Source organism: Leminorella richardii (assembly GCF_900478135.1).
Classification (GTDB): domain Bacteria; phylum Pseudomonadota; class Gammaproteobacteria; order Enterobacterales; family Enterobacteriaceae; genus Leminorella; species Leminorella richardii.
In genome coordinates this window covers 185,041-209,689 of the sequence record NZ_LS483470.1, presented here as the reverse complement: position 1 = coordinate 209,689, position 24,649 = coordinate 185,041, and the positions used below count along the sequence as shown (strand labels likewise).

Sequence of the window (24,649 nt, the reverse complement as noted above, 5' to 3'; positions counted from 1 at the left end):
AACCACATGTCTTGCACGGTCATAAAATGACGCCATAGTAGTAGAAGAAGAGAAGATAGCTTTTTCTCACATTACGAAGCCTATACGGAGGAAAACTAATGGCAAGCGGATGGGTCGCCGACGGCGCCGTACAGGATCAAATCGACAGTACGATTTCCGACGCTGTCGCGAAAGCACGTGCACAGCTCCACGATGGGGAAAGCGCCCACTACTGTCTGGAATGCGGGGAAGAGATCCCTCAGGCACGCCGAGTTGCGCTTCCCGGCGTACAGTACTGCATCACTTGCCAGCAGAAGCTGGACAAAAAGCATCAGCACATCGCTGGCTACAACCGTCGGGGCAGTAAAGACAGCCAGCTAAGATAGACGACTCTTTCTTTATTTAAATACGGTTACCTTAACCGGATTTCTGAGCCAGCGACTGCGCGCAGGCCCATGCAGAGCTCCATGCCCACTGGAAGTTGTATCCTCCAAGCCAGCCGGTAACGTCCACCACTTCACCAATAAAGTAAAGTCCAGGCACCTTCGTAGCCTCCATCGTCTTGGACGACAGCGCGTCAGTATCTACACCACCCAGCGTGACCTCCGCCGTACGATAACCTTCAGTACCGTTGGGCTGGATGCGCCAGTCCGTCAGGGTTTCGACAAGCGCCTGTCGACGAACGGCAGAAAGCTGGTTAAGTGCGACGTCTGGAACAATATCCAGCGCCTGTAGGCACTCTACCAGCCGCTTTGGCAGGCAGCGGGCTAAAGTATTTTTCACACTCTGATTCGGGTGCTCTTCTCGCGAACGCTGGAAGAAGTCATCGACATCGAGGTCTGGCAGCAGGTTAATCGACACGGTCTCACCTCCCTGCCAGTAGCTAGAGACCTGCAAAATAGCCGGGCCAGACAGGCCGCGATGAGTAAACAGCAGGCTTTCTTTGAAACTGGTTCCATCCGGCACCGTTACAACAACTGGAACAGAAACGCCCGCCAGCGTCTCAAGCTGAGTCAGCAGCGGCTTGTGCAGCGTAAAGGGAACCAGACCGGCTCTTGTTGGCAGCACTGGGATGCCAAACGACTCAGCCAAACGGTAGCCAAAAGGCGATGCCCCCAGCCCCGGCATCGACAGTCCGCCTGTTGCGACAACAACAGAGTCGGCTTCTATCTCGCCGTTCGCCATTTGCACCAAAAAGCCGCGCTCGCTTTTTGACACCGACAGAATTTCGCTGCGCAGGCGAAAGTCAACGCTGCCCTTTTCGCATTCGCTAAGCAGCATATCGACAATATCCTGCGCCGATTCGTCACAGAACAGCTGCCCCAGCGACTTTTCGTGCCAGGCAATGCCATATCGGTTTACCAAATCAAGAAAGTCCCACTGGGTATAACGCGCCAGCGCAGACTTACAGAAGTGCGGATTGTTTGACAGATAGGCTGTATGGTCAGCATACATATTGGTGAAATTGCACCGACCACCGCCAGACATCAGGATCTTGCGGCCAGGCTTTTTGCCGTTATCAACGAGCACCACCTTCACTCCGGCCTGCCCCGCCTGAGCGGCACAAAAAAGCCCCGCCGCTCCCGCACCGATAACTACTGCATCTACTCGCTCTGCCACCCTGATACTCCATTTTGTTCATCCGTACGCCAACACGACGGATCTTTGGCGGAATTGTAGCGATCCGCCGCAGCGGGCACCAGCCAAGAAACAGTTTCGTTGCAGAAGAGATGCACTTTTTGTTTCTCACTATTGGTAAAGATAACAATACGTTACCTTTGTAAAAGCCTGTAAATCCGCTAGCAAAAGAGAAAAAAAAGTGAATTTTCCCTTTTCCACCAACGCAATTCTGCTGATAATGCGCCCGTCCTCCCACTACAGACAGTTAGGTTTATGCTAAACATATTTGCAGGTCTAGAATTCCACACTGCCCTTATGCTGGGTCTCGCGCTGCTGTTCGTTTTGTTCTATGAAGCCATTAACGGCTTTCACGATACAGCTAACGCGGTAGCGACCGTTATTTATACCCGCGCTATGCGTGAACAGCTCGCTGTCGTAATGGCCGGTGTGTTCAACTTTCTTGGCGTGCTGTTGGGAGGACTAAGCGTTGCTTATGCGATTGTCCACCTTCTGCCAACAGACCTTTTGCTCAACATAAATTCGACACATGGCCTAGCCATGATGTTTTCTATTCTGCTCGCGGCCATCGTCTGGAACCTAGGCACTTGGTATTTCGGCATTCCGGCTTCCAGTTCCCACACGCTGATCGGTTCTATTATCGGCATTGGCATCACCAACGCGATTGTGACCAATACCTCTATCGTTGACGCGCTGAACATTCCTAAAATGCTGCAGATTTTCGCGTCACTGATCCTATCTCCGCTGGTCGGCCTGATTATTGCTGGGGCGATGATCTTTGTTCTTCGTCGCTTCTGGAGCGGAAACAAAAAGCGTCAGCGCATTCACCTGACGCCTGCTCAGCGCGAAAAGAAGGACGGCAAGCGTAAGCCTCCGTTCTGGACCCGAATCATGCTGATCCTGTCCGCTATCGGCGTCAGCTTTTCCCACGGTGCGAACGACGGTCAGAAAGGTATTGGTCTGTTGATGCTGGTGCTTATCGGCGTAGCTCCGGCTGGCTTCGTGGTCGACATGAGCGCCAGCGGCTATGACATTGCCCGCACGCGCGATGCGCTGACCCACTTAGAGCAGTACTATGAAACGCACCGCGATGCTATTCCACACATCGTCGGAGAAACGAATACTGCCGCTCTGCCCGCAATCCCTTCGACCACAGAATATCACTGTGACAGCAGCCGCTCTCTGGTAGCCATCGGCCACTCTAAGAGCATGATTGAAGGCATCACGGGCTACGACCAGCTTCCTGCTGAACAGCGCGGCCAGCTGCGTCGTCTGTTGCTGTGCGTTGCCGATACCGCAGCAAAAGTCACCAAGCTGCCGGAAACCACGTCACAGGATAAAGCCTACATTAAAGACCTGCGCACAGACCTGCTGATCACCGTAGAGTACGCGCCTATCTGGATTATCGTTTCCGTTGCTCTGGCGCTCGCACTGGGTACCATGGTGGGCTGGCGCCGCGTCGCCGTCACTATCGGTGAAAAAATTGGCAAGAAGGGAATGACTTACGCTCAGGGCGTCTCGGCTCAGGTAACGGCAGCGGTGTCTATCGGCGTTGCCAGCTATACCGGTATGCCAGTATCCACCACACAGGTACTTTCCTCAGCTGTGGCCGGAACCATGCTGGTTGACGGCGGCGGCGTTCAAAGCAAAACCGTGAAAAGCATCTTTATGGCCTGGGTACTGACCTTGCCGGTCGCCGTTGGCCTATCTTCCGGGCTTTACTGGATTGCTCTACAGATTATTTAATCAATGATTCTTCTAGTGAAAGGCTCGCTTAGGCGGGCCTTTCTTTTGCGTTTGAATCGTGGAATGTCACAATAATTAAACAATCAGCCACACAGTGGTAGCCAACAAAAGCACGTTACTTTATATTCAAAGCGACGATGAGATTGTGCAATACCGTGATTGTTCACGTAGGCTGTGATCGACCTACCACTTTCATCGGGCGCACTGGTGCTATTATTTATTTAAAGAAGTTAGCGGATCCTACAGAAGGAGTTCTCTTATGGCATATAAACACATTCTGATTGCAGTTGACCTCTCCCCGGAAAGCAGCGTTCTGGTAGAGAAAGCGGTATCAATGGCTCGGCCTTACGATGCGAAGGTTTCTCTGATCCACGTGGATGTCAATTACTCCGATCTGTACACTGGGCTGATTGACGTTAACATGGGCGACATGCAAAAACGCGTCTCTGAAGAGACCCACGATGCGCTGACAGAGCTGGCACAAAACGCGGGCTATCCTATCGCTGAAACCCTGAGCGGCAGCGGTGATTTAGGCCAAGTACTGGTTGATGCGATTAAGAAATACGACATCGATCTGGTGCTGTGCGGCCATCATCAGGACTTCTGGAGCAAACTGATGTCTTCCGCTCGTCAGCTTATCAACACTGTCCATATCGATATGCTGATCGTTCCTTTAAGAGATGAAGAAGAATAATCCGTAGTTGATATTGAGTAATATAGCGCCCGCCGATGCGGGCGTTTTTTATGTCTGAAAATGATATATTCTCTCTGGCTGTGTATTAATGTTCTCACCCACCCTATCGATTTTATATAAATTAAGCCTCCAAAATAATAGAGAGATATACTGCATATTCCGTTCATGAATGCCCGATACTTCTGTAGCAATAAAAGAAAAATCTCCTTAATGAAAATATTGTTCATAAAAATCAAAATGTTAAATCCATTGAAAAATAAGGAAATCAGTTTATTTAATCTCTAAAACATTCAGATAATTGCTTCTAATAATTTGCCTTACCGTTTTAAATAATAAAAAAATCCCGTCAAAAAACCCTTGCTATATCACCGTTGGTTAATGCTATAGTCAAAAACGCACATACATCACATTCTCATGAAGTCCGCTAATATTCACCCTCCTGAATAGCGCTTTTTCGTGGATGAAATAAAAAAACAAAGACAGGAATGATACCAATGAGTCAATACAAAACTGTGGACGATTTTCTCCTCATGCTCCAAAAACGCGACGCCAATCAGCCTGAGTTTTTACAGGCGGTGCGCGAAGTGTTTACGTCACTCTGCCCTTCTTGCAGCAAAACCCACGCTATACCGAGCAGGGTCTGCTAGAGCGTCTGGTTGAGCCGGAGCGCGCTATTCAGTTTCGCGTTTCATGGCTTGATGACAAAGGTATCGTTCAGGTTAACCGCGCATGGCGCGTCCAGTTCAGCTCCGCTATCGGGCCATTCAAAGGCGGCATGCGCTTTCACCCCTCCGTTAACCTCTCTATCCTGAAATTCTTGGGATTTGAACAGACCTTTAAAAATGCGCTGACTACGCTGCCTATGGGCGGCGGCAAAGGCGGCTCTGACTTCGATCCTAAAGGTAAAAGCAACGGTGAAATCATGCGCTTCTGTCAGGCGCTGATGACCGAACTCTACCGCCATCTGGGGCCAGATACCGACGTCCCTGCGGGCGATATCGGCGTTGGCGGCCGCGAAGTCGGCTACATGGCCGGCATGATGAAAAAGCTGTCTAACAACACTGGCTGTGTCTTTACCGGTAAGGGACTCTCTTTTGGCGGCAGCCTGATTCGTCCGGAAGCAACCGGCTACGGTCTGGTTTACTTCACCGAAGCAATGCTTAAGCGTCACGGCTCAGGGCTTGCAGGCAAGCGCGTTTCCGTTTCTGGCTCCGGCAACGTGTCGCAGTACACCATTGAGAAAGCGATGGAACTGGGTGCCAAAGTCATCACCGCTTCCGACTCCGGCGGCTCTATCGTTGACGAAGAGGGCTTTACCACCGACAAGCTGGCGCACCTGATGGATATCAAAAATAGCCGCTATGGTCGCATCAAGGACTACGCCAGCGAGCGTGGTCTGACGTATCTAGAAGGCCAGCGCCCGTGGTCAGTGCCGGTTGACGTCGCTCTGCCGTGCGCCACACAAAACGAACTGGAACTGGCGGACGCCAAGCTTCTGATTCAAAACGGTGTACAGGCGGTTGCCGAAGGCGCCAACATGCCGACCACCATCGACGCGACCGAAGCGCTGATGGCAGCCAACGTGCTGTTTGCACCGGGCAAGGCGGCGAACGCAGGTGGCGTTGCCACTTCTGGGCTGGAAATGTCACAAAACGCGGGTCGCATCAGTTGGAGAGCGGAAGAGGTCGATCAGCGTCTGCAGCACATCATGCTCGATATCCATCAGGCCTGTGTTAACTACGGCGGCGAAAGTGCACAGACAGACTACGTCAGCGGCGCAAACATTGCAGGCTTCGTCAAAGTTGCCGACGCGATGCTGGGTCAAGGCGTTCTGTGATAGAGTAGAAAAATAGTAGAAAACTAGGGGCTGCGACTAACGCGGCTCCTAATATTTAGCAGGAATATGCAATGAAAGAGTTCAGGAAGAACCACCTTCGACTGGTCGTAGATAACGGTCGCGATTTACAGAAACAAGAAGAAAATATTGAAGACCTGAGTTTTAATGAACTCATTACTCTGGCCTTTTCCCGCCCACCTGGCGCCGTTCCTGAAAAGCTGATGAGTATACTACAGCCGTATTTACACGCCGGGCGTCTCGAAATTACTCCAGCCGAAGTGCCCCCCGAACGCCTACAGCGCCTAAGAGAAAAGTACCCCGACCTGACGTCTGAAGAATCAGTTGCGCTATGTTCCGCAAGGCCTTTTGACTCCTATCCCTCCTTTGAAGATGAAATAGCCAGAGAGCAGTCGCTGGTTAAACAGAAAGTTCACGAAGAGCTACAGGCGCGTCTTAACGACCTAAAGCAGCGCAACCCTGATATTGACGTCACTCTTCCTCTGGAATGGCAAAGTGAAGAACACCGCCAACTGATCGTCGACAGCTATCCCCACTACTTTAACGGCGGAGCCTTTATGTATTGGGAAGATATGGACGCACTGATAGAAATCGATCCTAATCAAAGCAGCAACGACGAATAGCCGCTTTTACAGAGTCACGTAAAGATCGAATCGATGGCTTTTGGTCTTGATTGACACAGAAGGCGCTTTGTCCGCCAGAGGCGGGGCATAGTCAGGCCGCTTTACTACCACTCTACGCTTAGCCAGCCGACAGGCGGGCTCCAGCAGACCATCTGCGTCGGCATCTTCCCCGACCAGCGACTGAAATACCCGCATCTCTTTTTTAACCAGCGCGCTTTTTTGGCGGTGAGGAAACATGGGGTCGAGATACACCACATCCGGCGCCGGATAAATGCTATCAAGGCCGGTTAAGCTTGAAGCATGCAGCAGCGTTAACCGCTCTTGCAGCCAGGGACCTATCTCTTCATCGGCATAGGCGCGCCTGAGGCCATCATCCAAAAGGGCGGCAACCACAGGATGGCGTTCCAGCATCCGCACCCGACAGCCAACGGCGGCCAGCACAAACGCATCGCGCCCTAACCCCGCCGTCGCGTCGACCACGTCGGGAAGATAGTCGCCTTTAATACCAACCGCCTTTGCTACCGCTTCACCGCGCCCGCCACCAAATCGCCGACGATGAGCCATCGTTCCAGTGACGAAATCAACATATACGGCACCCAGTTTAGGCTCATCGCGCTTGCGCAGTTCAAGTCGATCCGACGTCAACACCAGCGCCAGCGGCGCGGCTTCATCGCTCACTAGCCCCCAGCGCTGCGCTAAAAGAGACAAGGCGCCGGGATCGGCGCCTGCTTCGTGACTGAGAAAAATCGGCACGATTACCCTTTAATACCGTAGTGGCGCAGCATGGCGTCCAACTCTGGCGCACGACCGCGGAAGTTTTTAAACAGCATCATCGGCTCATCGGAACCGCCCTGAGACAGAATATTGTCTAGGAAAGAATTGCCGGTTTCCGTGTTAAAAATGCCTTCTTCTTCAAAGCGCGAGAAGGCGTCAGCCGACAGTACTTCCGCCCACAGGTAGCTGTAGTAGCCCGCTGCGTAGCCTCCGGCAAAGATGTGGCTAAAGGCGTACGGGAAGCGCCCCCACGCAGGAGATGGCATCACCGCGACCTGCTTTTTCACCTCGGACAGCGTTTCCATGATTTTCGCACCGCTCTCAGGCTGATACTCGGCGTGCAGGCGGAAATCAAACAGGCCAAACTCCAGCTGGCGCAGAATAAACAGCGCGGCCTGGTAGTTTTTCGCTGCCAGCATTTTGTCCAGCATTGCCTGTGGCAGCGGCTCACCGGTCTGATAGTGACCGGAGATAAAGGCCAGTGCCTCCGGCTGCCAGCACCAGTTTTCCATAAACTGGCTGGGAAGTTCGACCGCGTCCCAAGGCACACCGTTAATGCCAGACACGCCAGCAGTATCAATACGGGTCAGCATATGGTGGATGCCGTGGCCAAACTCGTGGAACAAAGTAGTGACTTCATCGTGGGTGAACAGAGCAGGCTTGTCACCAACCGGGCGGTTAAAGTTACAGGTCAGGTAGGCAACAGGCTTTTGCAAATGGCCGTCGGCATAGCGCAGGCTGCCAATGCAGTCGTCCATCCACGCGCCACCCCGCTTGTGCTCACGGGCGTACAGATCCAAATAGAAGCTGCCTTTCAGCTCGCCCTTCGCGTCAAACAGATCGAAAAAGCGCACTTCCGGATGCCAAACGTCAACGCCGGTGCGCTCTTTGGCAGTAATCCCAAACACGCGCCGGACAACTTCAAACAGCCCTTCCACCACGCGCTGTTCAGGAAAATAGGGGCGGAGCTGCTCGTCGCTGATGGAATACAGGTGCTGCTTTTGCTTTTCGCTGTAGTAGCTGACGTCCCACGGCTCCAGCTCTGTCTTGCCATAGTGCTCGTTGGCAAAGGCGCGCAGCTCTGCCAGCTCGCGCTCACCCTGAGGGCGGGCGCGCTTGGCCAAATCGTTTAAAAAGTCGAGCACCTGCTGCGGGTTCTCCGCCATTTTGGTCGCCAGCGACTTATCGGCATAAGTGTTAAAGCCAAGCAGTTGAGCCAATTCATGGCGCAGAGCCATAGTTTCAGCCATGATTTCACCGTTGTCCCACTTGCCAGCGTTCGGGCCCTGATCGGAAGCGCGGGTGGTAAACGCCAGATACATTTCATAGCGCAGTTCGCGGTTGTCGGCGTAGGTCATCACCGGCAGATAGCTTGGCATATCCAGCGTCAGCAGCCAGCCTTCCTGCTCCTTTGCCGCCGCCCGCTCTTTGGCGGCGTCCAGCGCGCTTTCGGGCAGGCCGGTCAGATCGTCCGCTGACGTGATGAGCTTGCTCCAGCCCATGGTCGCATCCAGCACGTTGTTGCTGTAGGTAGAACCAAGTTCAGACAGACGAGAAACGATTTCACCGTAGCGCTTTTGCTTTTCCGGCTCGAGGCCGATACCGGACAGCTCGAAGTCTCGCAGAGCGTTATCCACCGCCTTTTTCTGCGCCTTGCTTAAAGAGGAGAACGCCGCGCCCTGCTTAAGGTTGCGATAGGCGTCGTACAGCCCTTTGTGCTGCCCAACCCAAGTGCCGTACTCTGCCAGCATCGGCAGGCACTGCTCGTAGGCTTCGCGAAGCTCCGGGCTGTTTTTCACTGAATTCAAGTGACCTACCGGCGACCAAATTTTTCCAAGGCGATCGTCCACTTCCGCTAGCGGCTGACACAGGTTTTCCCAGGTAAACGGCCCGGCTGCGCAACAACGCGCTCAACCGCCGCTCGGCAGTCGTCCAGTGCAGCATTCACCGCAGGAACGATGTCTTCAGGACGAATAGAGGAAAACGGGGGCAGCGCCCAAGAGGTTAACAGCGGATTAGTCATAGCGGCGATCCTTGAATTATGCAGATGGAAATAACATGGGGCTCATTATGGTAGAAATCAACGGGGAGCGACAGCGATAGCTGAAATCGGTGATATTTTAAGAGCGGTAAAATCGCGCTATCACAGCGCCTGAAAATGTTCGTCACCCGAAAACAGGCCATTACGCTCTACGCAAGTCAGGAACAGCTGGCTATCCTCCCCCTGTCGCGCATTGAGCAGAGAGGGAGCGTCGGCGTATTCTGGCGGAAAAACGACCTGCCGTCGGATGCGCTCCAGCGCTTTTTGGCGCATTTGTTGAAGGTGAAGGACGGGGATTAGTTTCCAGGCTGCGCGACATCCAACGCCTGTTCAATCTTGCTGTTTAAATCCGCCTTATCCCACCCGGCACTTGCCTTAAACAGCGGCGAATCCCAGTCGCGGTTTTTTATCACTATAACGACAAACGCCCCCGCTTCGTCAAACGAAGGGTACCAACCGACGTCAATTGTGGTTTCGTCTGCATCGGAAAATGAGACTTGCAGTAAATCCTCATCCAGATGCAATACCTCGTCACTAATCTCTTTGCTGAGGTCTAATAGCGACAGGCTATCGTAAAAATAGGCGACATCGGGTAATTCATAAAACTGGCCTAAGATACTATATGTCTTTGTCACGTTAACCCTTCCGTCGTTTTCGGTTCACTGAGCTATTTTACTCAACGACGCCGGCTGCCCCAGTAAAAAACGCCGAGCCAGCCAAATTAAGTAGGTTAATGACATGCGGACGGCTACAATAGGCGCAGAGACAGCGGCTTGGAGTCAAAATAACAAGCTGATCTAAATAGAAATTCAAAAAACAGGAAAGCCTAAAACGTCATGCTCAGCTATCGCCACAGTTTTCACGCAGGTAACCATGCCGACGTCGTGAAGCACACCGTCCAAAGCCTTATCATTGAGTCCCTTAAAGAAAAAGAAAAACCCTTTCTTTATCTTGATACTCACTCCGGCGCGGGGCGCTACTATTTGGGTAGCGAGCATGCAGAAAAAACCGGTGAGTTTTTAGCGGGTATCGCTCGGGTCTGGCAGCGCGATGACGTTCCTGCCGAGCTTGAACCCTACCTGTCTGCGGTCAGCGCCTATAATAAAGGCGGCAACCTGAAATACTATCCGGGCTCTCCACTGATTGCTCGCCACCTGCTGCGCGAACAGGACAAACTGCACCTGACAGAGCTTCATCCCACTGACTTTCCTCTTCTGCGCCAAGAGTTTGCCAAAGATCCGCGGGCAACAGCAGTACGCGGCAACGGCTACCAGCAGTTGAAGTCTCAGCTTCCGCCAACTTCTCGTCGCGGCTTTATTCTTATCGACCCGCCCTATGAGATGAAAACTGACTATCAGGCGGTGGTCGACGGTATTCAGGAAGGCTATAAGCGCTTCGCCACTGGCGTTTACGCCCTGTGGTATCCGGTGGTGCTGCGCCAGCAGGTCAAAAGAATGATACAGGCGCTGAAAGACACCGGCATTCGCAACATACTGCAAATAGAGCTGGCCGTTCAGCCGGACAGCGACCGCCGGGGCATGACGGCGTCGGGCATGATTGTCATCAACCCGCCGTGGAAACTGGAACAGCAGATGTCCGTTGCCCTGCCTTGGCTACATCGTGTGCTGGTGCCGGAAGGCATCGGGCATACGTCAATTAACTGGATCGCTCCGGAGTAAGTCATCCAAACTGATTGACGCTGGAGCCGGATGCTAACGCTCCGTTTTTATTCTCCTACCGAAGCGCTTTTATTCTCCGGTAGGTTATGAGACCCTTTGATTATTCTTTAAGCGTAGAGAAGCAGGCAACACTATGACTAAACACTATGACTATCTCGCCATCGGCGGCGGCAGCGGCGGTATCGCCTCTATTAACCGTGCAGCCTCTTACGGCAAAAAGTGCGCGCTGATTGAAGCCAAATACCTGGGCGGCACCTGCGTTAACGTAGGCTGTGTGCCGAAAAAGGTCATGTGGCACGCTGCGCAAATCGCCGAAGCTATTCATCTGTACGGGCCAGACTACGGCTTTGACACCACCGTCAACCGCTTCGACTGGCAGACGTTGATCAAAAGCCGCAGCGCCTATATTGACCGTATTCACCAGTCTTACGATCGCGTGCTTGGCAACAACCATGTTGACGTTATTCAGGGATTCGCGCGCTTTGTCGATGCCCATACTGTTGAAGTCAACGGTGAGACCATCACCGCCGACCATATTCTTATCGCCACTGGCGGCCGTCCGTCTATTCCAAACGTACCCGGCGCTGAGTACGGCATTACGTCTGACGGCTTCTTCGCGCTGGACGCTATGCCCAAGCGCGTTGCTGTCGTAGGCGCTGGCTATATCGCCGTGGAAATCGCCGGCGTGCTGAACGGGCTGGGTGCAGATACACACCTGTTTGTGCGCAAGCACGCGCCGCTGAGAACCTTTGATCCGATGATCGTTGATACGCTGCTAGAAGTAATGGCGGCAGAAGGCCCTCAGCTGCATACTCACGCCATCCCGCAAGAGGTGGTCAAAAATGCAGACGGCAGCCTGACTCTTAAGCTTGAGAACGGCGAAGAACACCACACCGACTGCCTGATTTGGGCCATCGGGCGCGTTCCGGCAACCGACAGCATCAACCTGTCAGCGGCGGGCGTTGAAGTCAACGAACGGGGCTATATTCCCGTCGATAAGTTCCAGAACACCAACGTTGCCGGCGTTTACGCCGTGGGCGACAACACAGGCGCCGTTGAGCTAACGCCTGTGGCCGTCGCCGCAGGGCGCCGCCTATCAGAGCGCCTGTTTAACAACAAGCCGGATGAGCATCTGGACTACAGCAATATCCCTACCGTGGTTTTCAGTCACCCACCTATCGGCACTATCGGCCTGACAGAAGAAGAAGCGCGTAAACAGTACGGCGACGACCAGGTGAAGACGTACAAGTCATCCTTTACCGCGATGTACACTGCCGTCACTTCTCACCGCCAGCCGTGCCGCATGAAGCTGGTTTGTGCGGGTGCCGAAGAGAAAATCGTCGGTATTCACGGCATCGGCTTTGGTATGGATGAAATCCTGCAGGGCTTTGCGGTTGCAGTCAAAATGGGCGCCACCAAGAAAGACTTTGACAACACAGTCGCCATCCACCCGACGGCGGCAGAAGAGTTCGTCACTATGCGCTAATGGCGTACGCTCTCTAACGTCGGCGGTAAAGCCGCCGGCGTTAATCTTTCCCCTCTATTCTCGCCCAATTTGCAGCACAAATCCCGCAAAGCGATAACGCTGTTTAAACTCCGCCTCAGTCAGCTGATGAACACCATCCAGAGAGTCGCCCACGGTATAGGTTGCTCCCTCTTTCGACAGCAGTGTAATGAAGTGCCCGACTCGCCCCAGCCTGACGCCGATAATCGACGGAACGGGAACGTTTTCAAGATCCGGCTCGTTCAAAAACCGATAGCTAAATCCCTGACTCTTCGCGTAGCGAGCCAGATACCAGTTTTCCGTTCCTGAACCAGAATTATAGGACTGACGGGCAATCTCTGACTGCGTCGCCGACACGCCCAAACGGTGCATCAGCGTCGCCATTGAGGCCGGCCCGCAGGTTGCAGACGTACTCTGAATGGCTATACCATCACGCCACTGTTCGACAATTTCTCCCGCCGGTCGAACAATCGGTTTAATAAACGGCAGGCTAACGTAGCCTAAGGTAATCACAAGGCAAAACAGCAGCGCTATTCCACGATTTAGCGGCAGCAGCAAGGATAGCCTGCCCACAAAGGGCGCAGCTAAACAAACGGTCAGCTCTGCATAAGGTAGAGCACGAAAATTAGCGTACGCAGGGTTCTCGCCAAGAGAACCAGCCAGATAGGTTAGAGGAATAGATAGGCTTACCAGTGCCAACAGAAAAAATACAGCGCCAGCCGTACGACGCAAGCTAATAGCCACACTTGCAGATCCCAGCGCTCGCCCGGCAAAGAACAGTGCCGCAGCCAAAGGCAGCGCCAGATAAAAATTGGGATTAATAAACATGAGTATTCATCCGTGAACCTTGACGTTTTTTTCTATCATAGTCGATAAGTATGCTTTCGTAACCCTTCGTAACGACACGCTTTTTGTCGTTATGTGCAAACTTTGCTAATATCGTCAATAGTATGACTATCATTGCATCAGCCAAAAGCGGCAAAAACAAAAGCGTTCAATCGATGAAGAAAACAGTTAAAACGGCAGTCTCCGTAATGGAAAGGTTCAAGGCTATCCCCACTGTCGCGCACCTTTTGCGGGCCGTTGACCGCTTTAACGATCGCTTGGGCAGCCAGTTCGGCGCTGCAATCACCTATTTCTCTTTTCTGTCGCTGATCCCGATTCTAATGGTGTCCTTTGCTGCGGCGGGTTTTATTCTGGCCTCGAATCCAGAACTCCTCTCTAACCTTATTAATAAAATTGTGACCGGCGTGACCGACCCCAACCTTGCCGCCACGCTGGAAAACACCGTCAATACGGCTATTCGCCAGCGCACCACCGTTGGGTTAACCGGCTTGCTGATTGCGCTTTACTCTGGCGTGAGCTGGATGGGCAACCTGCGTGAGGCCATCCGCGCTCAGGTTCGAGACGTATGGGAACGCAATCCGGCTGAAAAAGAAAAAATTCACTTTCGCTATCTGAAAGACTTTGCTTCCCTGATTGGGCTACTTGTCGCGCTGCTTGTCACCATCGGTCTCACTTCAGTGGCGGGCTCGGCACAGCAGAGCATCGTTAGCGCGCTTGGCCTTGATGCCGTAACCTGGCTGCGTCCGGCTCTGACGTCCATTGCTCTGGCCATTTCTATTATGGCTAACTACTTTATGTTTCTGTGGATTTTCTGGATCCTCCCCAAGCCTCGCCCAAACACTAAAGCGCTGCTAAAGGGCACTCTGCTTGCTGCTGTGGGTTTTGAAGTTATCAAATTCATTATGACCATGACCCTTCCTCAGCTTGCCAAGTCACCTTCCGGTGCGGCCTTTGGCTCGATTATTGGCCTGATGGCCTTCTTCTACTTCTTCGCGAGGCTGACGCTGTTTTGTGCAGCCTGGATTGCGACGGCAAGGGAAAATCAGCGTAAAGAACCCTAAATCCACTTGGGTTCCACTGAATACTTTTTATTTTTGAAACGCCGTTTTATTTTTCTTGACTAACTCTGCCGAAGTCATAAAACTACTCCCAGCCTACGCCATTGCTAAACTGGAAGTATCACCATGACGACAAAACGAATCGCCGTTATCGGCGAATGCATGATAGAACTCTCTGAAAAAGGGCAGGACGTCAGCCGCGGATTCGGCGGAGACACGCTCAATACCTCAGTCTATATCGCCCGCCAGGTTCCCGCAGATGCCCTCTCGGTGCACTACGTCACTGCCCTTGGCGTCGACACGTTCAGCAACCAGATGCTTTCCAGCTGGAAAAAAGAGAACGTCCATACCGATCTTATCCAGCGCATGGCCGATAAACTACCGGGGCTTTACTATATTGAGACCGACCCGTCCGGCGAGAGAACCTTCTACTACTGGCGCAACGAAGCCGCGGCTCGCTACTGGCTCTTATCCGCAGAGGCCGACAGCCTGTGCCAGCAGCTTTCCCAGTTCGACTATCTTTATTTAAGCGGCATCAGTATTGCCATTCTCGATGCGCAAAGCCGCCAGAAGCTGGTAGCTCTTTTAGCCGAATGCCGTAAAAACGGTGGCAAAGTCATCTTTGACAACAACTATCGTCCACGCCTGTGGAAAAGCCGGGAAGAGGCTCAAAGCGCCTATCAGGACGTGCTGTCTCAAACCGATATTGCCTTCCTGACGCTAGATGATGAAGACCTTCTCTGGGGGCAGGTACCCTATCAGGACGTCATCAGCCGTACCCGCGCGCTGGGCGTGAGTGAAATTGTGATAAAACGCGGCTCTGACGCCTGCCTTGTTTCACTTGAAGACGGCAGCATTGAAGAAGTGCCCGCCGTGAAGCTGCCTAAGGAAAGCGTCGTGGACACGACTGCCGCGGGCGATTCCTTCAGCGCAGGCTACCTGTCCGTTCGGCTGCTGGGAGGCTCAGCGACAAAAGCAGCGGAGCGCGGCCATTTAACTGCCAGCACCGTCATTCAGTACCGTGGCGCCATTATTCCTCAGGAAGCGATGCCAAAATAGTCACCCGCTTTCCTGATGATTAAACATAAAAAAGCGGCTTCATTTCTGAAGCCGCTTTTTCTTTACCTCTCGTTGCCTCGTTCTCTTCCCGCGTCTTCAAAAAGATGGGGCAGAAAAGATCGGGATAGGCTAGCTCTTAATCGCTGGCTCAACAATGCCCTCAAGCATTTCTGAGAGTTCCTTAACGTTCTCTTCCGCCTCTCCGGTTGGCTGGCGCAGCACAAGGGTCGGTTTTATTGTCAGCCGCTGGTGAATATGGGCATTCACCGCCTGTAGCGTTAAGTTGTCTAAAAATGCCTGCCTGAGCTGCATAAAGAGTTCAGGAGAGACGCCGATAGAGCCGCTTTTTTCTACCAGCAGTCGCTGTTCCATAATGGCTGCAGTATCGGTCTTTGCGTAGGTCGCCATCACCTGAGCGAGGCGCTCTTTTTTCTCCGCCAGCAGCGCATTATATTCCGCTTCGGTCACGCCCTCGTTGCTCAGCTTAGCAATTTCACCCCCAACGTACTTCAGGCTTGGCCGCAGGCCTGCCAAAGGTGCGTCAATGGCTATCTTGCACACATTGCGCTGATACATAATCTGGCAGTCAAAGCCCAGAGAAACGCCCTTTAGCCCACTCTTGACCAGCTTTTGACTCAGTCGAAGAGAAACCAGCTCTTGCGCCGCTTCGTTTAACCACTGGCGATTCAGCGATTCAGTGGCAACTACGGGGTGCCAAGGTTCATCCCACACCAGCGTCAGTCGATCTTTGTCTACCGTCGAAGATAAAAAATTAACGGGATTTGGCGGCAGCGCACTTAGCGCAGCTATCGTCGCAGGGCTCTCTCTTTTTCCCTGTAAATCACCAAAGGCCTTGTTGATTTGTTCAACCAGCAGACGACGATCGACATTGCCAACAACGTACAGAGTCATTGCGTCTGGGGTATACCACTTGTCATAAAACTCAGCCAGTTGCTCTACCGTTGCGCCTTCCGTAACGGTCTGCCCTGGATCGTGATCTACCATAGAAGAGTTTTTAATACGATACCGCCACCAGGGCTCACTCATTCCCTGAGGCAGAGCAATATTCGGCGACAGCCAGTCTGCGCGAACGGACTGGAGCTGCTCGCTGGTTGCTTCGGGCCGGTTTACCGCATCGGACAGCCAGCTAAACGCCTCTTTCAGCAGCTCAGGGCGGTTTGTCGGAAAGCTCAGGTTATAGCGCGTATAGTCATAGGAGACCTCAACCAGCGTCTTAGTGCCTCCGGTCGCTGTAATTTGAGGCAGCAGCGCGACAAGGTTCTCATGAGGAAAGTGTGTTGTGCCGGCAGTCGCCAAGCGAGGTAAAAGGTAGGAAAAGCCAACCTGGGGAATGCTTTCCTGCAAAGAGCCGGTGTTAATCTCCAGCCTAACCTCTACGCTATCGGTAGGGCGATGAGGAGTGGCGAGTATTTGCCACTTAAACCCGTTATCCAGCTTTCCTACCTGCCAGGCCGGATCGGCTCGCAGCGGCTCTGCCTGAACGCTGGCCCCCACTGCCAGGAACATCAGCCCGCCGAGCGCAGAAAATAAATACTGACTGTGCATATTAGAAACCTCATTTACTGCTTATATCAGCGTGCCTTTTATAGTGGCATATCAGCTGATGATGGCATCCCTGTTGTAATAATTTATTAGAAGCAGACCGTCGAGATGTCGTTCAATGCTACCGCGATTTTGACAATAAAACTGATGGCTAACCTGCAAATAGTAACATTATGCAGAGAATCGGAACTGCGACAAGCCATAAGGGAATAATGGGACAATACGCGACCAGAAACCGAGGGAAACCATCTAAGCAGGTATTTATACTACTACAGAGGCGCTGTTATCGCATCTTATTCTCGTGTTACCGCCAGAACTCCAAACATATGCCCATAAAGTAGCCGTTGCTTCACGCCGACTTTTTAAGAAAAACGTTTGCTGTATTCCTTTGTTTTTCACCGCGGATACCGCTCTTTCATCCATCCGAAGCAAACAAAAAACCGCTCGCCGAGGCGAGCGGTTTTCCTATGAACTAAACCGTTTAGCAGGGATTATGCAGCTTGTTCTTTTGCCGCACCCTGATTATTAAGTTCTTGGTTAAGCTTGTCATTATCAATCTGACGACACCACTTGGCGACAACAACGGTAGCCACGCCGTTACCAATCAGGTTAGTCAACGCACGAGCTTCAGACATGAAGCGGTCAATACCCAAAATCAGCGCCAAACCGGCCAGCGGCAGATGACCAACGGCAGAGATGGTTGCAGCCAGAACGATAAAGCCGCTTCCCGTTACGCCTGCAGCACCTTTTGAAGAAAGCAGCAGTACTACCAACAGAGTAATCTGGTTCAGTACGCTCATCTCAGTGTTGGTGGCCTGAGCGATAAAGACCGCCGCCATTGTCAGGTAAATAGACGTACCGTCAAGGTTAAAGGAATATCCAGTTGGTATAACCAAGCCTACTACCGATTTTTGACAGCCCAGACGTTCCATTTTTTCCAACATTCTCGGCAGAACGGATTCTGACGAGGAAGTACCCAGTACGATCAGCAGCTCTTCTTTGATGTAGCGGATAAACTTGAAGATGTTAAAGCCGAAGCCCTTGGCAATCGCCCCGATCACAAACACAACGAAGATAACGCAAGTCAGGTAGAAGCACAGAATGAGCTGCCCCAGTTGGACCAGAGATCCCACACCGTATTTACCGATAGTAAAGGCCATGGCGCCAAAGGCACCAAGAGGAGCCAGACGCATAATCATGTTGATAATGCCGAAAATCACGCGAGAGAAGCTGTCAATAACGTTAAAGACCAGCTGACCCTTTTCTCCCAGACGGTGTAAGGCAAAGCCGAACAGTACAGCAAACAGCAACACCTGAAGGATATTGCCGCTGGCGAACGCCCCTACAGCGCTACCCGGAATAATGTCCAGAATGAAAGGAACGAGCCCTTGTGATTTAGCCGCATCAGCATAGGCAGCAACAGCACTGGCATCCAGCTGAGAAGCGTCAACGTTCATACCGGCGCCAGGCTTGATAACGTTAACCACAATCAGACCAATAATCAGTGCCAACGTGCTCACCAGTTCGAAATAGAGCAGCGCGATACCGCCGGTGCGACCAACGGCCTTCATGCTCTCCATTCCTGCAATACCGGTAACGACGGTACAGAAGATGATCGGTGCGATGATCATTTTAATCAGTTTGATAAAGCCATCCCCTAACGGCTTCATCGACGCCCCAATCTCAGGATAGAAATGCCCCAACAGTACACCAACCGTTATTGCAATCAACACCTGAATATAGAGCGATTTGAAAATGGATATTTTCATGATGTTTCCTTAATTATTATTTGGCAACACGGTCTAGGCGCGGAAAAATAACATCTATTTAACACATTGAATATTAAAATCTCGGCAAGACAACAGTAAAAATGAAGAATTATGAACTGGATCGCATCATGGAGATGGTTTTTACGTACTCAAAGCCCAAAACTAACTCATTCAGGCAGAACAAAAAACCAATGATAGAAAGGCACTTGTCACCTATCGGCGTCAAAGAATGCCGACAGATAGGTATCTTTAAAACTCTGGTAAGGAATGGCTCGAGAGAACAGATAGCCCTGCGCGTAGCGGATGTCGTTTGCCAGCAGCCAGTCAGCCTGCGCCCGGCTTTCGACGCCTTCGGCAACCAGCTTCAGGCGAAGAGTTTGTGCAATAGAGTAGACAATCTTCACTAAGGCATCGTGATACGGTAATCCATCAATGAAGCTTTTATCTATTTTCAGCACGTCAACGGGGAGGCGTTGCAAATAGTTAAGGTTACTGTATCCGCTGCCAAAATCGTCTAGCGCAATGGAGATCCCCAGCTCACGAATATGTTTTAACGTTGGCAGAACTGCCTCAATATCGTAGATAAAGCCTGTTTCCGTTAGCTCAAGCACTAAGCGCTTGGGCTCAAAATCATAGCAGGAAATCAGGGAGGAAAGCTGTTCAATCAATCCTTCATGCTGTAGCTGCATAGCCGACAGATTTACCGACAGCGTCATGGGCACGTTGGCCGCTTTCCATTCAGACAGAATGCGGCAGGCTTCTTCCAGAATCCACTCCCCTAACGGCAAAATCAGGCCGCTTTCTTCCGCCTGAGGGATGAATTCGATCGGATAGCGAACCTTATCCGGCGCATAGTGCCAGCGGATCAGCGCCTCAGCGCCAGCGGGAAGCCCTGTGGCAATATCGATTTGAGGCTGTAAATAGAGTTGGAACTGATTCTCCTGTATTCCTTTGACAATTTCACTCTCCAGCTGCATACGCTGCTGGATGTCATTGGTCATATCCGACTCAAAGAACAGGATTTGATTTTTCCCTCTGCGCTGCGCCAGCAGCACCGCTGCCTGAGCGTTGCCTATCAGACTATCGACGTCTTCACCGTCACTGGGATACTGTGCGATGCCGATGCTCAGAATAGGAGAAAGGGACAGATCGTTAGCCTCAATCGGCTCACTTATCGTATCCACCAGCCTTTTGGCGAACTGCATCGCCTGCAAAGGCGTCTGCGACAGCAGGCTCATAATCACCAGCTCTTCACCGTGCAGCCGAGCCAGCACTGCGTGCGGACTCAGTAACGACTGAATCCGCCGTGTTACTTCAAACAGGTGATGGTTGCCCGCCTCCTGCCCCCAGGCCTGAAAGACGTCCTTTAGCGAATCCAGACTGACGAACAGTAGGCTAAACGGCGTTTTATCATGCTGGCTACTGGCTATCTGCTGCTTTAACAGCTCCTGAAACAGCGCGTAGTTTGGCAAATCCGTCACGGGATCCCGCGTACTGAGGTGACTTAACTGTCTGTATGCCTGGGCCAGCGCTTCCTGATTGCGGTTATAGTTGCGGATTAGCATGCCCAGCTCATCGTCCTGATGGCTAAGAGGGAGCGTAAGCTGATGGTACTGAATGCCGTCTTCTGACATGGCCTTCAGGTCGTTGGCAATCGAGCGCAGTGGATATACCAGCAGTCGATTCAGACACCAGCTGATGGCAATGGAGAGCATTAGCGCCAGCAGCAAATAGGTGACAAGCACGGTGGCGAATCTCTTGAGGGTCGTCTGGTACAGACTGTAAGAGTCTCCATCTAGGATCAGATAGCCAATAGGCATCGGGTCAATAGCGTTATGCTCAGGGGAATAAAGAGGGATTTGTGTAGAAATAGGCAAAGAGAGCAGCAGTGCAAACGGCACCGGCACTTCTTCCTGACTCACTTTCTCACTGTGAACAGAAACCAGTTCTGTATTCATCAATACAGTAGCCCGGCCCAATGCCCCTCGTTCCACCAGCGCATCAAGGATCTGCTGAGTATCCTTCAGGCGGCGATTCCACAGTGCGCGCTCAACCGGATGAGAAATCGCCCGCCCAATGTTGTTCAACTGAGTCAGAGAATCGCCGCGGCGCTGCTGGATAAAATCAAACATTTGCACCGCAATGAAAAGGCAAATGGTCACCACGGCAACCAGCGTTACCAGTGACATCTGTTTGATTGTCAATGAGCGTTTGACTAGCAAAGCGTCATCTCCGGATATAAGTTTTGCCGCACGTCGCCATTTTCGCAGAGTTATCGCGAAAATGGGAGGCCGTCGCCGATCGTTCTGCCGCGGCAGTCGAGCTGAAAAGTATTACATTGAGTCTCTACCGTAATAAACATCAGCAGACAGCTGCTCACCCACACCTCTTGCTGGCTACTTAAAGTCAGCATATGGCGTAAGCGGCTGGGGCGGTAAATCCATATCGCCAGACCAAGGTTCAACATAGTAGCGTAAAAATACCAGCCCGTGGCTTGGAGTATAGTCTTTCGCCTGCTGAATATCGATGCCAGCGCCGATATGCCAATGAGACGTAAGCCTACGCTCAATTAGAGCACGCACCGTGTAGCCCGTACCTGAGCCGCTGCTGCCGCTCTCAGGGGCGCGTTTGTCCGGAAGGCTGTCTGGTATCAGCCCCTGCAGCGGGTAGCGCAGGCCGCCGTCCGTTTTAGAGTGTGAAATCGATACCGAGCCGCCGAGTTCCCAAGACCAGTTATCCGTTCTCTCACGATAGAGAACCGGGAGAGAAAACGACATATACTGCTGCGGACTATAGTAGCCCCCTGCCCTAGGGTATATTCACTCAGATCCTTCTGATAGTGCCACCACATGGTATTGACGCCAACGCGCACCTGACGATGGGTTTCATTAATCAGCTTATAGTAGTAGCCCGCCATTGCCTGAGCTCTTTCATTATCCGCGACGTTTTTACCGGTAATCTGGTGAAAGCCAACGTTCCCCCACAGGCCGCTCGGTCCGCCCTGATCATAGCTCAAATCAAGCTGAACGCCGTTTTTACGCACACCGCCCCAGGTTGTTCCAGTATAGGGATCGACAGCACCACCAAACGACAGCAAAGAGCTGGATATGGGTCGACGAGAGGCGGTCATGGTCCAGCCCAGATCTCGCCAGGCGCTGCTGTAGCTTACGCCGCCGACCCAGTCCACGACTTCAAACCCCATTGGCGTAGTGCCGAGATCTACCTGCCAGCGGTCGTCCTGCCAGCCCGCCGCTACGCTGGCTCCGGTGGCCTTTTGGCTTTTGTCCTTACTGCATCCCACTTCGCGGCAAGTGCCGAATTTCTCTTTATATTTACCGTTGCTTCCCGTCTTGAAACTTCCCGCGTCCATCATGACCGCATCGGTGCGCAAAAATCCGCTGCCCCGCCCAAGAGGGAAAGCAACGTGCAGCATAGTGGTCTGCGCTTTAAGGTCAGAGATACCTTTGGTACCACTGGAACCCCAGTAGTCATGATCGAGAGTGACTGTCGTGGACTGCTGCTTATACATAGATTCCGCATCAGACTTGATGCCCCGCTTAAGCCAGTCGTCCGCATCGTCTCGCCGCATAGCGTAGGTGAAATCTTCATCATCCACGTCAGCCGACGGGATGATGCCGTAGGAGGCCATGGCGTATTTATAAGATTCTAACGCCGCTTTGGGATCCCCGTTCGCCCCGGCTGAGCTCGCCGCGTCTCGCAGAAAGCGGGCGCGGTCCATATCTGGTCGAGCCGTAGCCTGCCTTGCTGAAGTCATCATTTGAGCAAATAGGCTTTCTGATTTCTCAGGTTCCCCTACCAAAGCCCAGGCGTTAGCCAGACGGCGGGCAGTGCCAAGGTCATTTTCCTCTGCGCTAAACGGCAAAGCGTTCAGCGCGGTTTTAGCGTCCTCAAGCTGGCCACCAGCAATCTCGGCTTCAATATTGCCTAACTGCGCGTCCCTATTGTTTGGCTCTCGCGCCAGAATATAGCGATACTGTTCCTGCGCTCGCGCAGCGTCATTTTGCGCCATAGCCCACTCGGCCAGCGTCAGGTTGATACGGGTGCTTTCAGGCTGGCGCTGAAGAAAGGCTACCGCTGCGTCCTCACCCTGCTGGGTGCGGATCTGTTCCGCCTCGGCGATAATTTGCTGTGCTTTTAGCCGTTCAGAAAGCTCGCGCACGCTGTCATCCCACTGCCGGGTCGGCAGCCGCTGAATCTGCTCTGTTGCCAAATCATCCCGCCCGCTGCCCGACAGATAAAGGGCGTAGGCGTAGGTCCAGTCTGCGCTTTGCGGATGCGCCTCCTTCGCTCGGCTAAACGCGAGATCGGCTTCGCGCCCTCTTTGGCGCTCCTGCATAACGTTGGCGAGCCGATACACTAGCCATGGATCGTCCGGCGTCAGCTTCTGCGCCTGAAGATACTTTTCTTCTGCCTGTTGCAGATTGCCCTTCGCCGCCAGCGCTTCGGCCTGCTGTTTCAGACTTTCTGCCGTCAGCGAGTTCAGGCTACCGCTCATGGCTTTTTTCACTGATGCAGGCAGGCTTTGCAGATAGGCGATAGCCTTTTCCGGCGACTGTTTTTCATATAAAGCCACCAAAGAGCGGACAGCGCTACCGCTGCTGGGATCTCGCCGCAGGGCGCGCTGATAGAAAGCCTCAGCCGCTGACGTATCGTTGCGCGCCAGCGCTACGTCACCACGACCTATCAGGCTTTGCGCGTCTGTCGGATCAACGGTTTCTGCCTGACGATAAAGGGATTCAGCACGCTCAGGCTGACCGTTTTTCAGCGCTTTCTCTGCACTGTCAATAAGCAGCCAGTAGCGGTTCGTTTGAATCAGGCTATTTAGCTTGCCCGCATATTCACCGCTCTTATCGTTCTCTTTTGCCTTGTTAAACTCTGCCAGCGCCCGCTGGCGATTGTCGCTGCGGGAATAGGCCTGCCCCAAAGCAATCAGCAACTCAGGATCGTTGGGCGACGCGGTGAGCGCCTGTTGAAGAGAGGCAATAGAGCGCTGCCCTTCACCCTTTTCTATCATTTCCAAGCCTCGAACTCTGGCCCGGTAGGCAGGGTCGCTCATTAACGCCTGCTGACGCAGCAGTTCTGCTCTTGCTTCAGCCGCCTCCGACTGCCCATCAAACACAGAGATAAAACGCTGTAGCTGAGCGATGCTTTGTTCACTGGCCTGCGCGTCTTTAATTTTGCTATACCATAGCTCAGCAGCGAGGCTCACCCCGCTTGGGTGGCGAGCCACACTTTCGAGCACCTGATAAGCCTGCTGAGACTTACCCTCTGCAAACAGCGTATTCGCCACAGATATCCCCAAAGAACTTGATGAGGGATAGCGCTTCTGGAGCGCCTCAAGCTGGCCCAAGGCACGATCCTGCTCTCCCGGTATACGGCTAACCATCGTCCAGTACTCTATAGCCAGATCGAGCGTCGGCATTTTTCCCGCAAACAGCTCATCAAATGCAGCTTTCGCTTCACTAAGCTGCCCACCGGCGACGAGGAGGCGTGCCTGCTGGAGACGATTTTTCCCCTCTGGCTGGGCAAGCGCCACTTCCAGCTTTGCCATTAAGTAGACATCACTTTTGGGGGCGCGCTTTTCCAATGCATCCAAAAGCTGAGTCGCCTTTACCACATCCCCTTGACGCAGTGCGTAATGAATTTGGGCCGACAGCGTTTCAGGGCTATTTGGGCTGATTTTTTCCAGTCGATAAAGGGACTCTTTGACCAAGTCATCTCGGTGTGTCGTTTCACCCAGACGGATCTGTTCCTGTAACCAGGCCTCGGGAGAGACTGTGTCCGCCATGGCAAGCGGAGA

At 52.7% G+C, this 24,649-nt stretch carries 15 protein-coding genes and 4 pseudogenes; 10 read left to right on the top strand and 9 right to left on the bottom strand.

Annotation, left to right across the window (positions count from 1 at the left end; translation table 11 throughout):
• Window positions 1-98: 98 nt before the first annotated feature.
• On the top strand, window positions 99-365 hold the full coding sequence (locus DQM29_RS00920) for a DksA/TraR family C4-type zinc finger protein (RefSeq protein WP_111738885.1): 267 nt from the start codon (window positions 99-101) through the stop codon (window positions 363-365).
• Window positions 366-396: 31 nt separating this feature from the next.
• Here the strand turns inward: DQM29_RS00920 and DQM29_RS00915 are convergent, their stop codons facing one another.
• Complete coding sequence (locus DQM29_RS00915) at window positions 397-1,599, bottom strand: BaiN/RdsA family NAD(P)/FAD-dependent oxidoreductase (RefSeq protein WP_111738884.1); 1,203 nt, start codon at window positions 1,597-1,599, stop codon at window positions 397-399.
• A gap of 273 nt (window positions 1,600-1,872) precedes the next feature.
• Between DQM29_RS00915 and pitA the strand changes: the two genes are divergently transcribed.
• From pitA to DQM29_RS00895, 4 genes and pseudogenes are all read left to right on the top strand, one after another.
• Entirely contained in the window at window positions 1,873-3,363 is a 1,491-nt protein-coding gene (pitA, locus tag DQM29_RS00910) for an inorganic phosphate transporter PitA (RefSeq protein ID WP_111738883.1), read from the top strand.
• A 259-nt stretch (window positions 3,364-3,622) separates the two neighbouring features.
• Window positions 3,623-4,057 carry a universal stress protein UspA gene (gene uspA, locus DQM29_RS00905; protein ID WP_111738882.1) on the top strand — a complete coding sequence of 145 codons (435 nt, stop codon included), beginning with the start codon at window positions 3,623-3,625 and terminating at the stop codon, window positions 4,055-4,057.
• Window positions 4,058-4,551: 494 nt separating this feature from the next.
• A pseudogene (gene gdhA, locus DQM29_RS00900) lies at window positions 4,552-5,894 on the top strand (NADP-specific glutamate dehydrogenase).
• A gap of 71 nt (window positions 5,895-5,965) precedes the next feature.
• Window positions 5,966-6,535, top strand: a complete 570-nt coding sequence (locus tag DQM29_RS00895) for a hypothetical protein (protein WP_111738881.1) — start codon at window positions 5,966-5,968, stop codon at window positions 6,533-6,535.
• A 6-nt stretch (window positions 6,536-6,541) separates the two neighbouring features.
• Here the strand turns inward: DQM29_RS00895 and rsmJ are convergent, their stop codons facing one another.
• Together rsmJ and prlC are read right to left on the bottom strand one after the other, a co-directional pair.
• Window positions 6,542-7,288: a 16S rRNA (guanine(1516)-N(2))-methyltransferase RsmJ gene (gene rsmJ / locus DQM29_RS00890; protein WP_111738880.1), complete on the bottom strand. Its 747-nt coding sequence runs from the start codon at window positions 7,286-7,288 to the stop codon at window positions 6,542-6,544.
• Window positions 7,289-7,290: 2 nt separating this feature from the next.
• Window positions 7,291-9,332 (bottom strand): annotated as a pseudogene (prlC, locus tag DQM29_RS00885) (oligopeptidase A).
• A 168-nt stretch (window positions 9,333-9,500) separates the two neighbouring features.
• Between prlC and DQM29_RS00880 the strand changes: the two are divergent.
• A pseudogene (locus tag DQM29_RS00880) lies at window positions 9,501-9,650 on the top strand (LysR family transcriptional regulator); the annotation flags it as partial.
• On the opposite strand, the gene DQM29_RS00875 reads toward DQM29_RS00880, so the two are convergent.
• Window positions 9,647-9,985 (bottom strand): hypothetical protein, encoded by a 339-nt coding sequence (locus DQM29_RS00875; protein WP_111738879.1) that lies wholly within the window; start codon window positions 9,983-9,985, stop codon window positions 9,647-9,649. The pseudogene DQM29_RS00880 and the gene DQM29_RS00875 sit on opposite strands and share 4 nt — an antisense overlap.
• Before the next feature lie 201 nt (window positions 9,986-10,186).
• Here DQM29_RS00875 and DQM29_RS00870 point away from each other — a divergent pair, with 201 nt between their 5' ends.
• Together DQM29_RS00870 and gorA are read left to right on the top strand one after the other, a co-directional pair.
• The gene (locus DQM29_RS00870) at window positions 10,187-11,029 is read left to right on the top strand and encodes a 23S rRNA (adenine(2030)-N(6))-methyltransferase RlmJ (RefSeq protein WP_111738878.1); all 843 of its coding nucleotides are present in this window, start codon (window positions 10,187-10,189) and stop codon (window positions 11,027-11,029) included.
• Between the two features lie 133 nt (window positions 11,030-11,162).
• Window positions 11,163-12,515 (top strand): glutathione-disulfide reductase, encoded by a 1,353-nt coding sequence (gene gorA, locus DQM29_RS00865; RefSeq protein WP_111738877.1) that lies wholly within the window; start codon window positions 11,163-11,165, stop codon window positions 12,513-12,515.
• Between the two features lie 54 nt (window positions 12,516-12,569).
• Here the strand turns inward: gorA and DQM29_RS00860 are convergent, their stop codons facing one another.
• Window positions 12,570-13,361 carry a cysteine peptidase family C39 domain-containing protein gene (locus tag DQM29_RS00860; RefSeq protein WP_111738876.1) on the bottom strand — a complete coding sequence of 264 codons (792 nt, stop codon included), beginning with the start codon at window positions 13,359-13,361 and terminating at the stop codon, window positions 12,570-12,572.
• Between the two features lie 173 nt (window positions 13,362-13,534).
• Here DQM29_RS00860 and yhjD point away from each other — a divergent pair, with 173 nt between their 5' ends.
• A complete protein-coding gene (yhjD, locus tag DQM29_RS00855; RefSeq protein ID WP_232054842.1) occupies window positions 13,535-14,440 on the top strand; it encodes an inner membrane protein YhjD in 906 nt (301 codons plus the stop codon).
• A gap of 123 nt (window positions 14,441-14,563) precedes the next feature.
• Entirely contained in the window at window positions 14,564-15,496 is a 933-nt protein-coding gene (kdgK, locus tag DQM29_RS00850) for a 2-dehydro-3-deoxygluconokinase (protein WP_111738874.1), read from the top strand.
• 129 nt (window positions 15,497-15,625) lie between these two features.
• Here kdgK and DQM29_RS00845 read toward each other — a convergent pair whose 3' ends face one another.
• The 4 genes and pseudogenes from DQM29_RS00845 to bcsC form a co-directional block, all read right to left on the bottom strand.
• On the bottom strand, window positions 15,626-17,062 hold the full coding sequence (locus DQM29_RS00845) for a M16 family metallopeptidase (RefSeq protein ID WP_111738873.1): 1,437 nt from the start codon (window positions 17,060-17,062) through the stop codon (window positions 15,626-15,628).
• A 488-nt stretch (window positions 17,063-17,550) separates the two neighbouring features.
• Complete coding sequence (locus tag DQM29_RS00840; RefSeq protein WP_111738872.1) at window positions 17,551-18,828, bottom strand: dicarboxylate/amino acid:cation symporter; 1,278 nt, start codon at window positions 18,826-18,828, stop codon at window positions 17,551-17,553.
• 209 nt (window positions 18,829-19,037) lie between these two features.
• Window positions 19,038-21,050 carry an EAL domain-containing protein gene (locus DQM29_RS00835; RefSeq protein WP_111738871.1) on the bottom strand — a complete coding sequence of 671 codons (2,013 nt, stop codon included), beginning with the start codon at window positions 21,048-21,050 and terminating at the stop codon, window positions 19,038-19,040.
• A gap of 174 nt (window positions 21,051-21,224) precedes the next feature.
• Window positions 21,225-24,637: pseudogene (gene bcsC, locus DQM29_RS00830) on the bottom strand (cellulose synthase complex outer membrane protein BcsC).
• Window positions 24,638-24,649: the final 12 nt, after the last annotated feature.

Bases quoted from the DNA above. Each gene is read 5' to 3' on its own strand.
- DQM29_RS00920 (WP_111738885.1), top strand. From the start codon at position 99: ATGGCAAGCGGATGGGTCGCCGACGGCGCCGTACAGGATCAAATCGAC.
- pitA (WP_111738883.1), top strand. From the start codon at position 1,873: ATGCTAAACATATTTGCAGGTCTAGAATTCCACACTGCCCTTATGCTG.
- uspA (WP_111738882.1), top strand. From the start codon at position 3,623: ATGGCATATAAACACATTCTGATTGCAGTTGACCTCTCCCCGGAAAGC.
- DQM29_RS00895 (WP_111738881.1), top strand. From the start codon at position 5,966: ATGAAAGAGTTCAGGAAGAACCACCTTCGACTGGTCGTAGATAACGGT.
- DQM29_RS00870 (WP_111738878.1), top strand. From the start codon at position 10,187: ATGCTCAGCTATCGCCACAGTTTTCACGCAGGTAACCATGCCGACGTC.
- gorA (WP_111738877.1), top strand. From the start codon at position 11,163: ATGACTAAACACTATGACTATCTCGCCATCGGCGGCGGCAGCGGCGGT.
- DQM29_RS00860 (WP_111738876.1), bottom strand. From the start codon at position 13,361: ATGTTTATTAATCCCAATTTTTATCTGGCGCTGCCTTTGGCTGCGGCA.
- yhjD (WP_232054842.1), top strand. From the start codon at position 13,535: ATGAAGAAAACAGTTAAAACGGCAGTCTCCGTAATGGAAAGGTTCAAG.
- kdgK (WP_111738874.1), top strand. From the start codon at position 14,564: ATGACGACAAAACGAATCGCCGTTATCGGCGAATGCATGATAGAACTC.
- DQM29_RS00845 (WP_111738873.1), bottom strand. From the start codon at position 17,062: ATGCACAGTCAGTATTTATTTTCTGCGCTCGGCGGGCTGATGTTCCTG.
- DQM29_RS00840 (WP_111738872.1), bottom strand. From the start codon at position 18,828: ATGAAAATATCCATTTTCAAATCGCTCTATATTCAGGTGTTGATTGCA.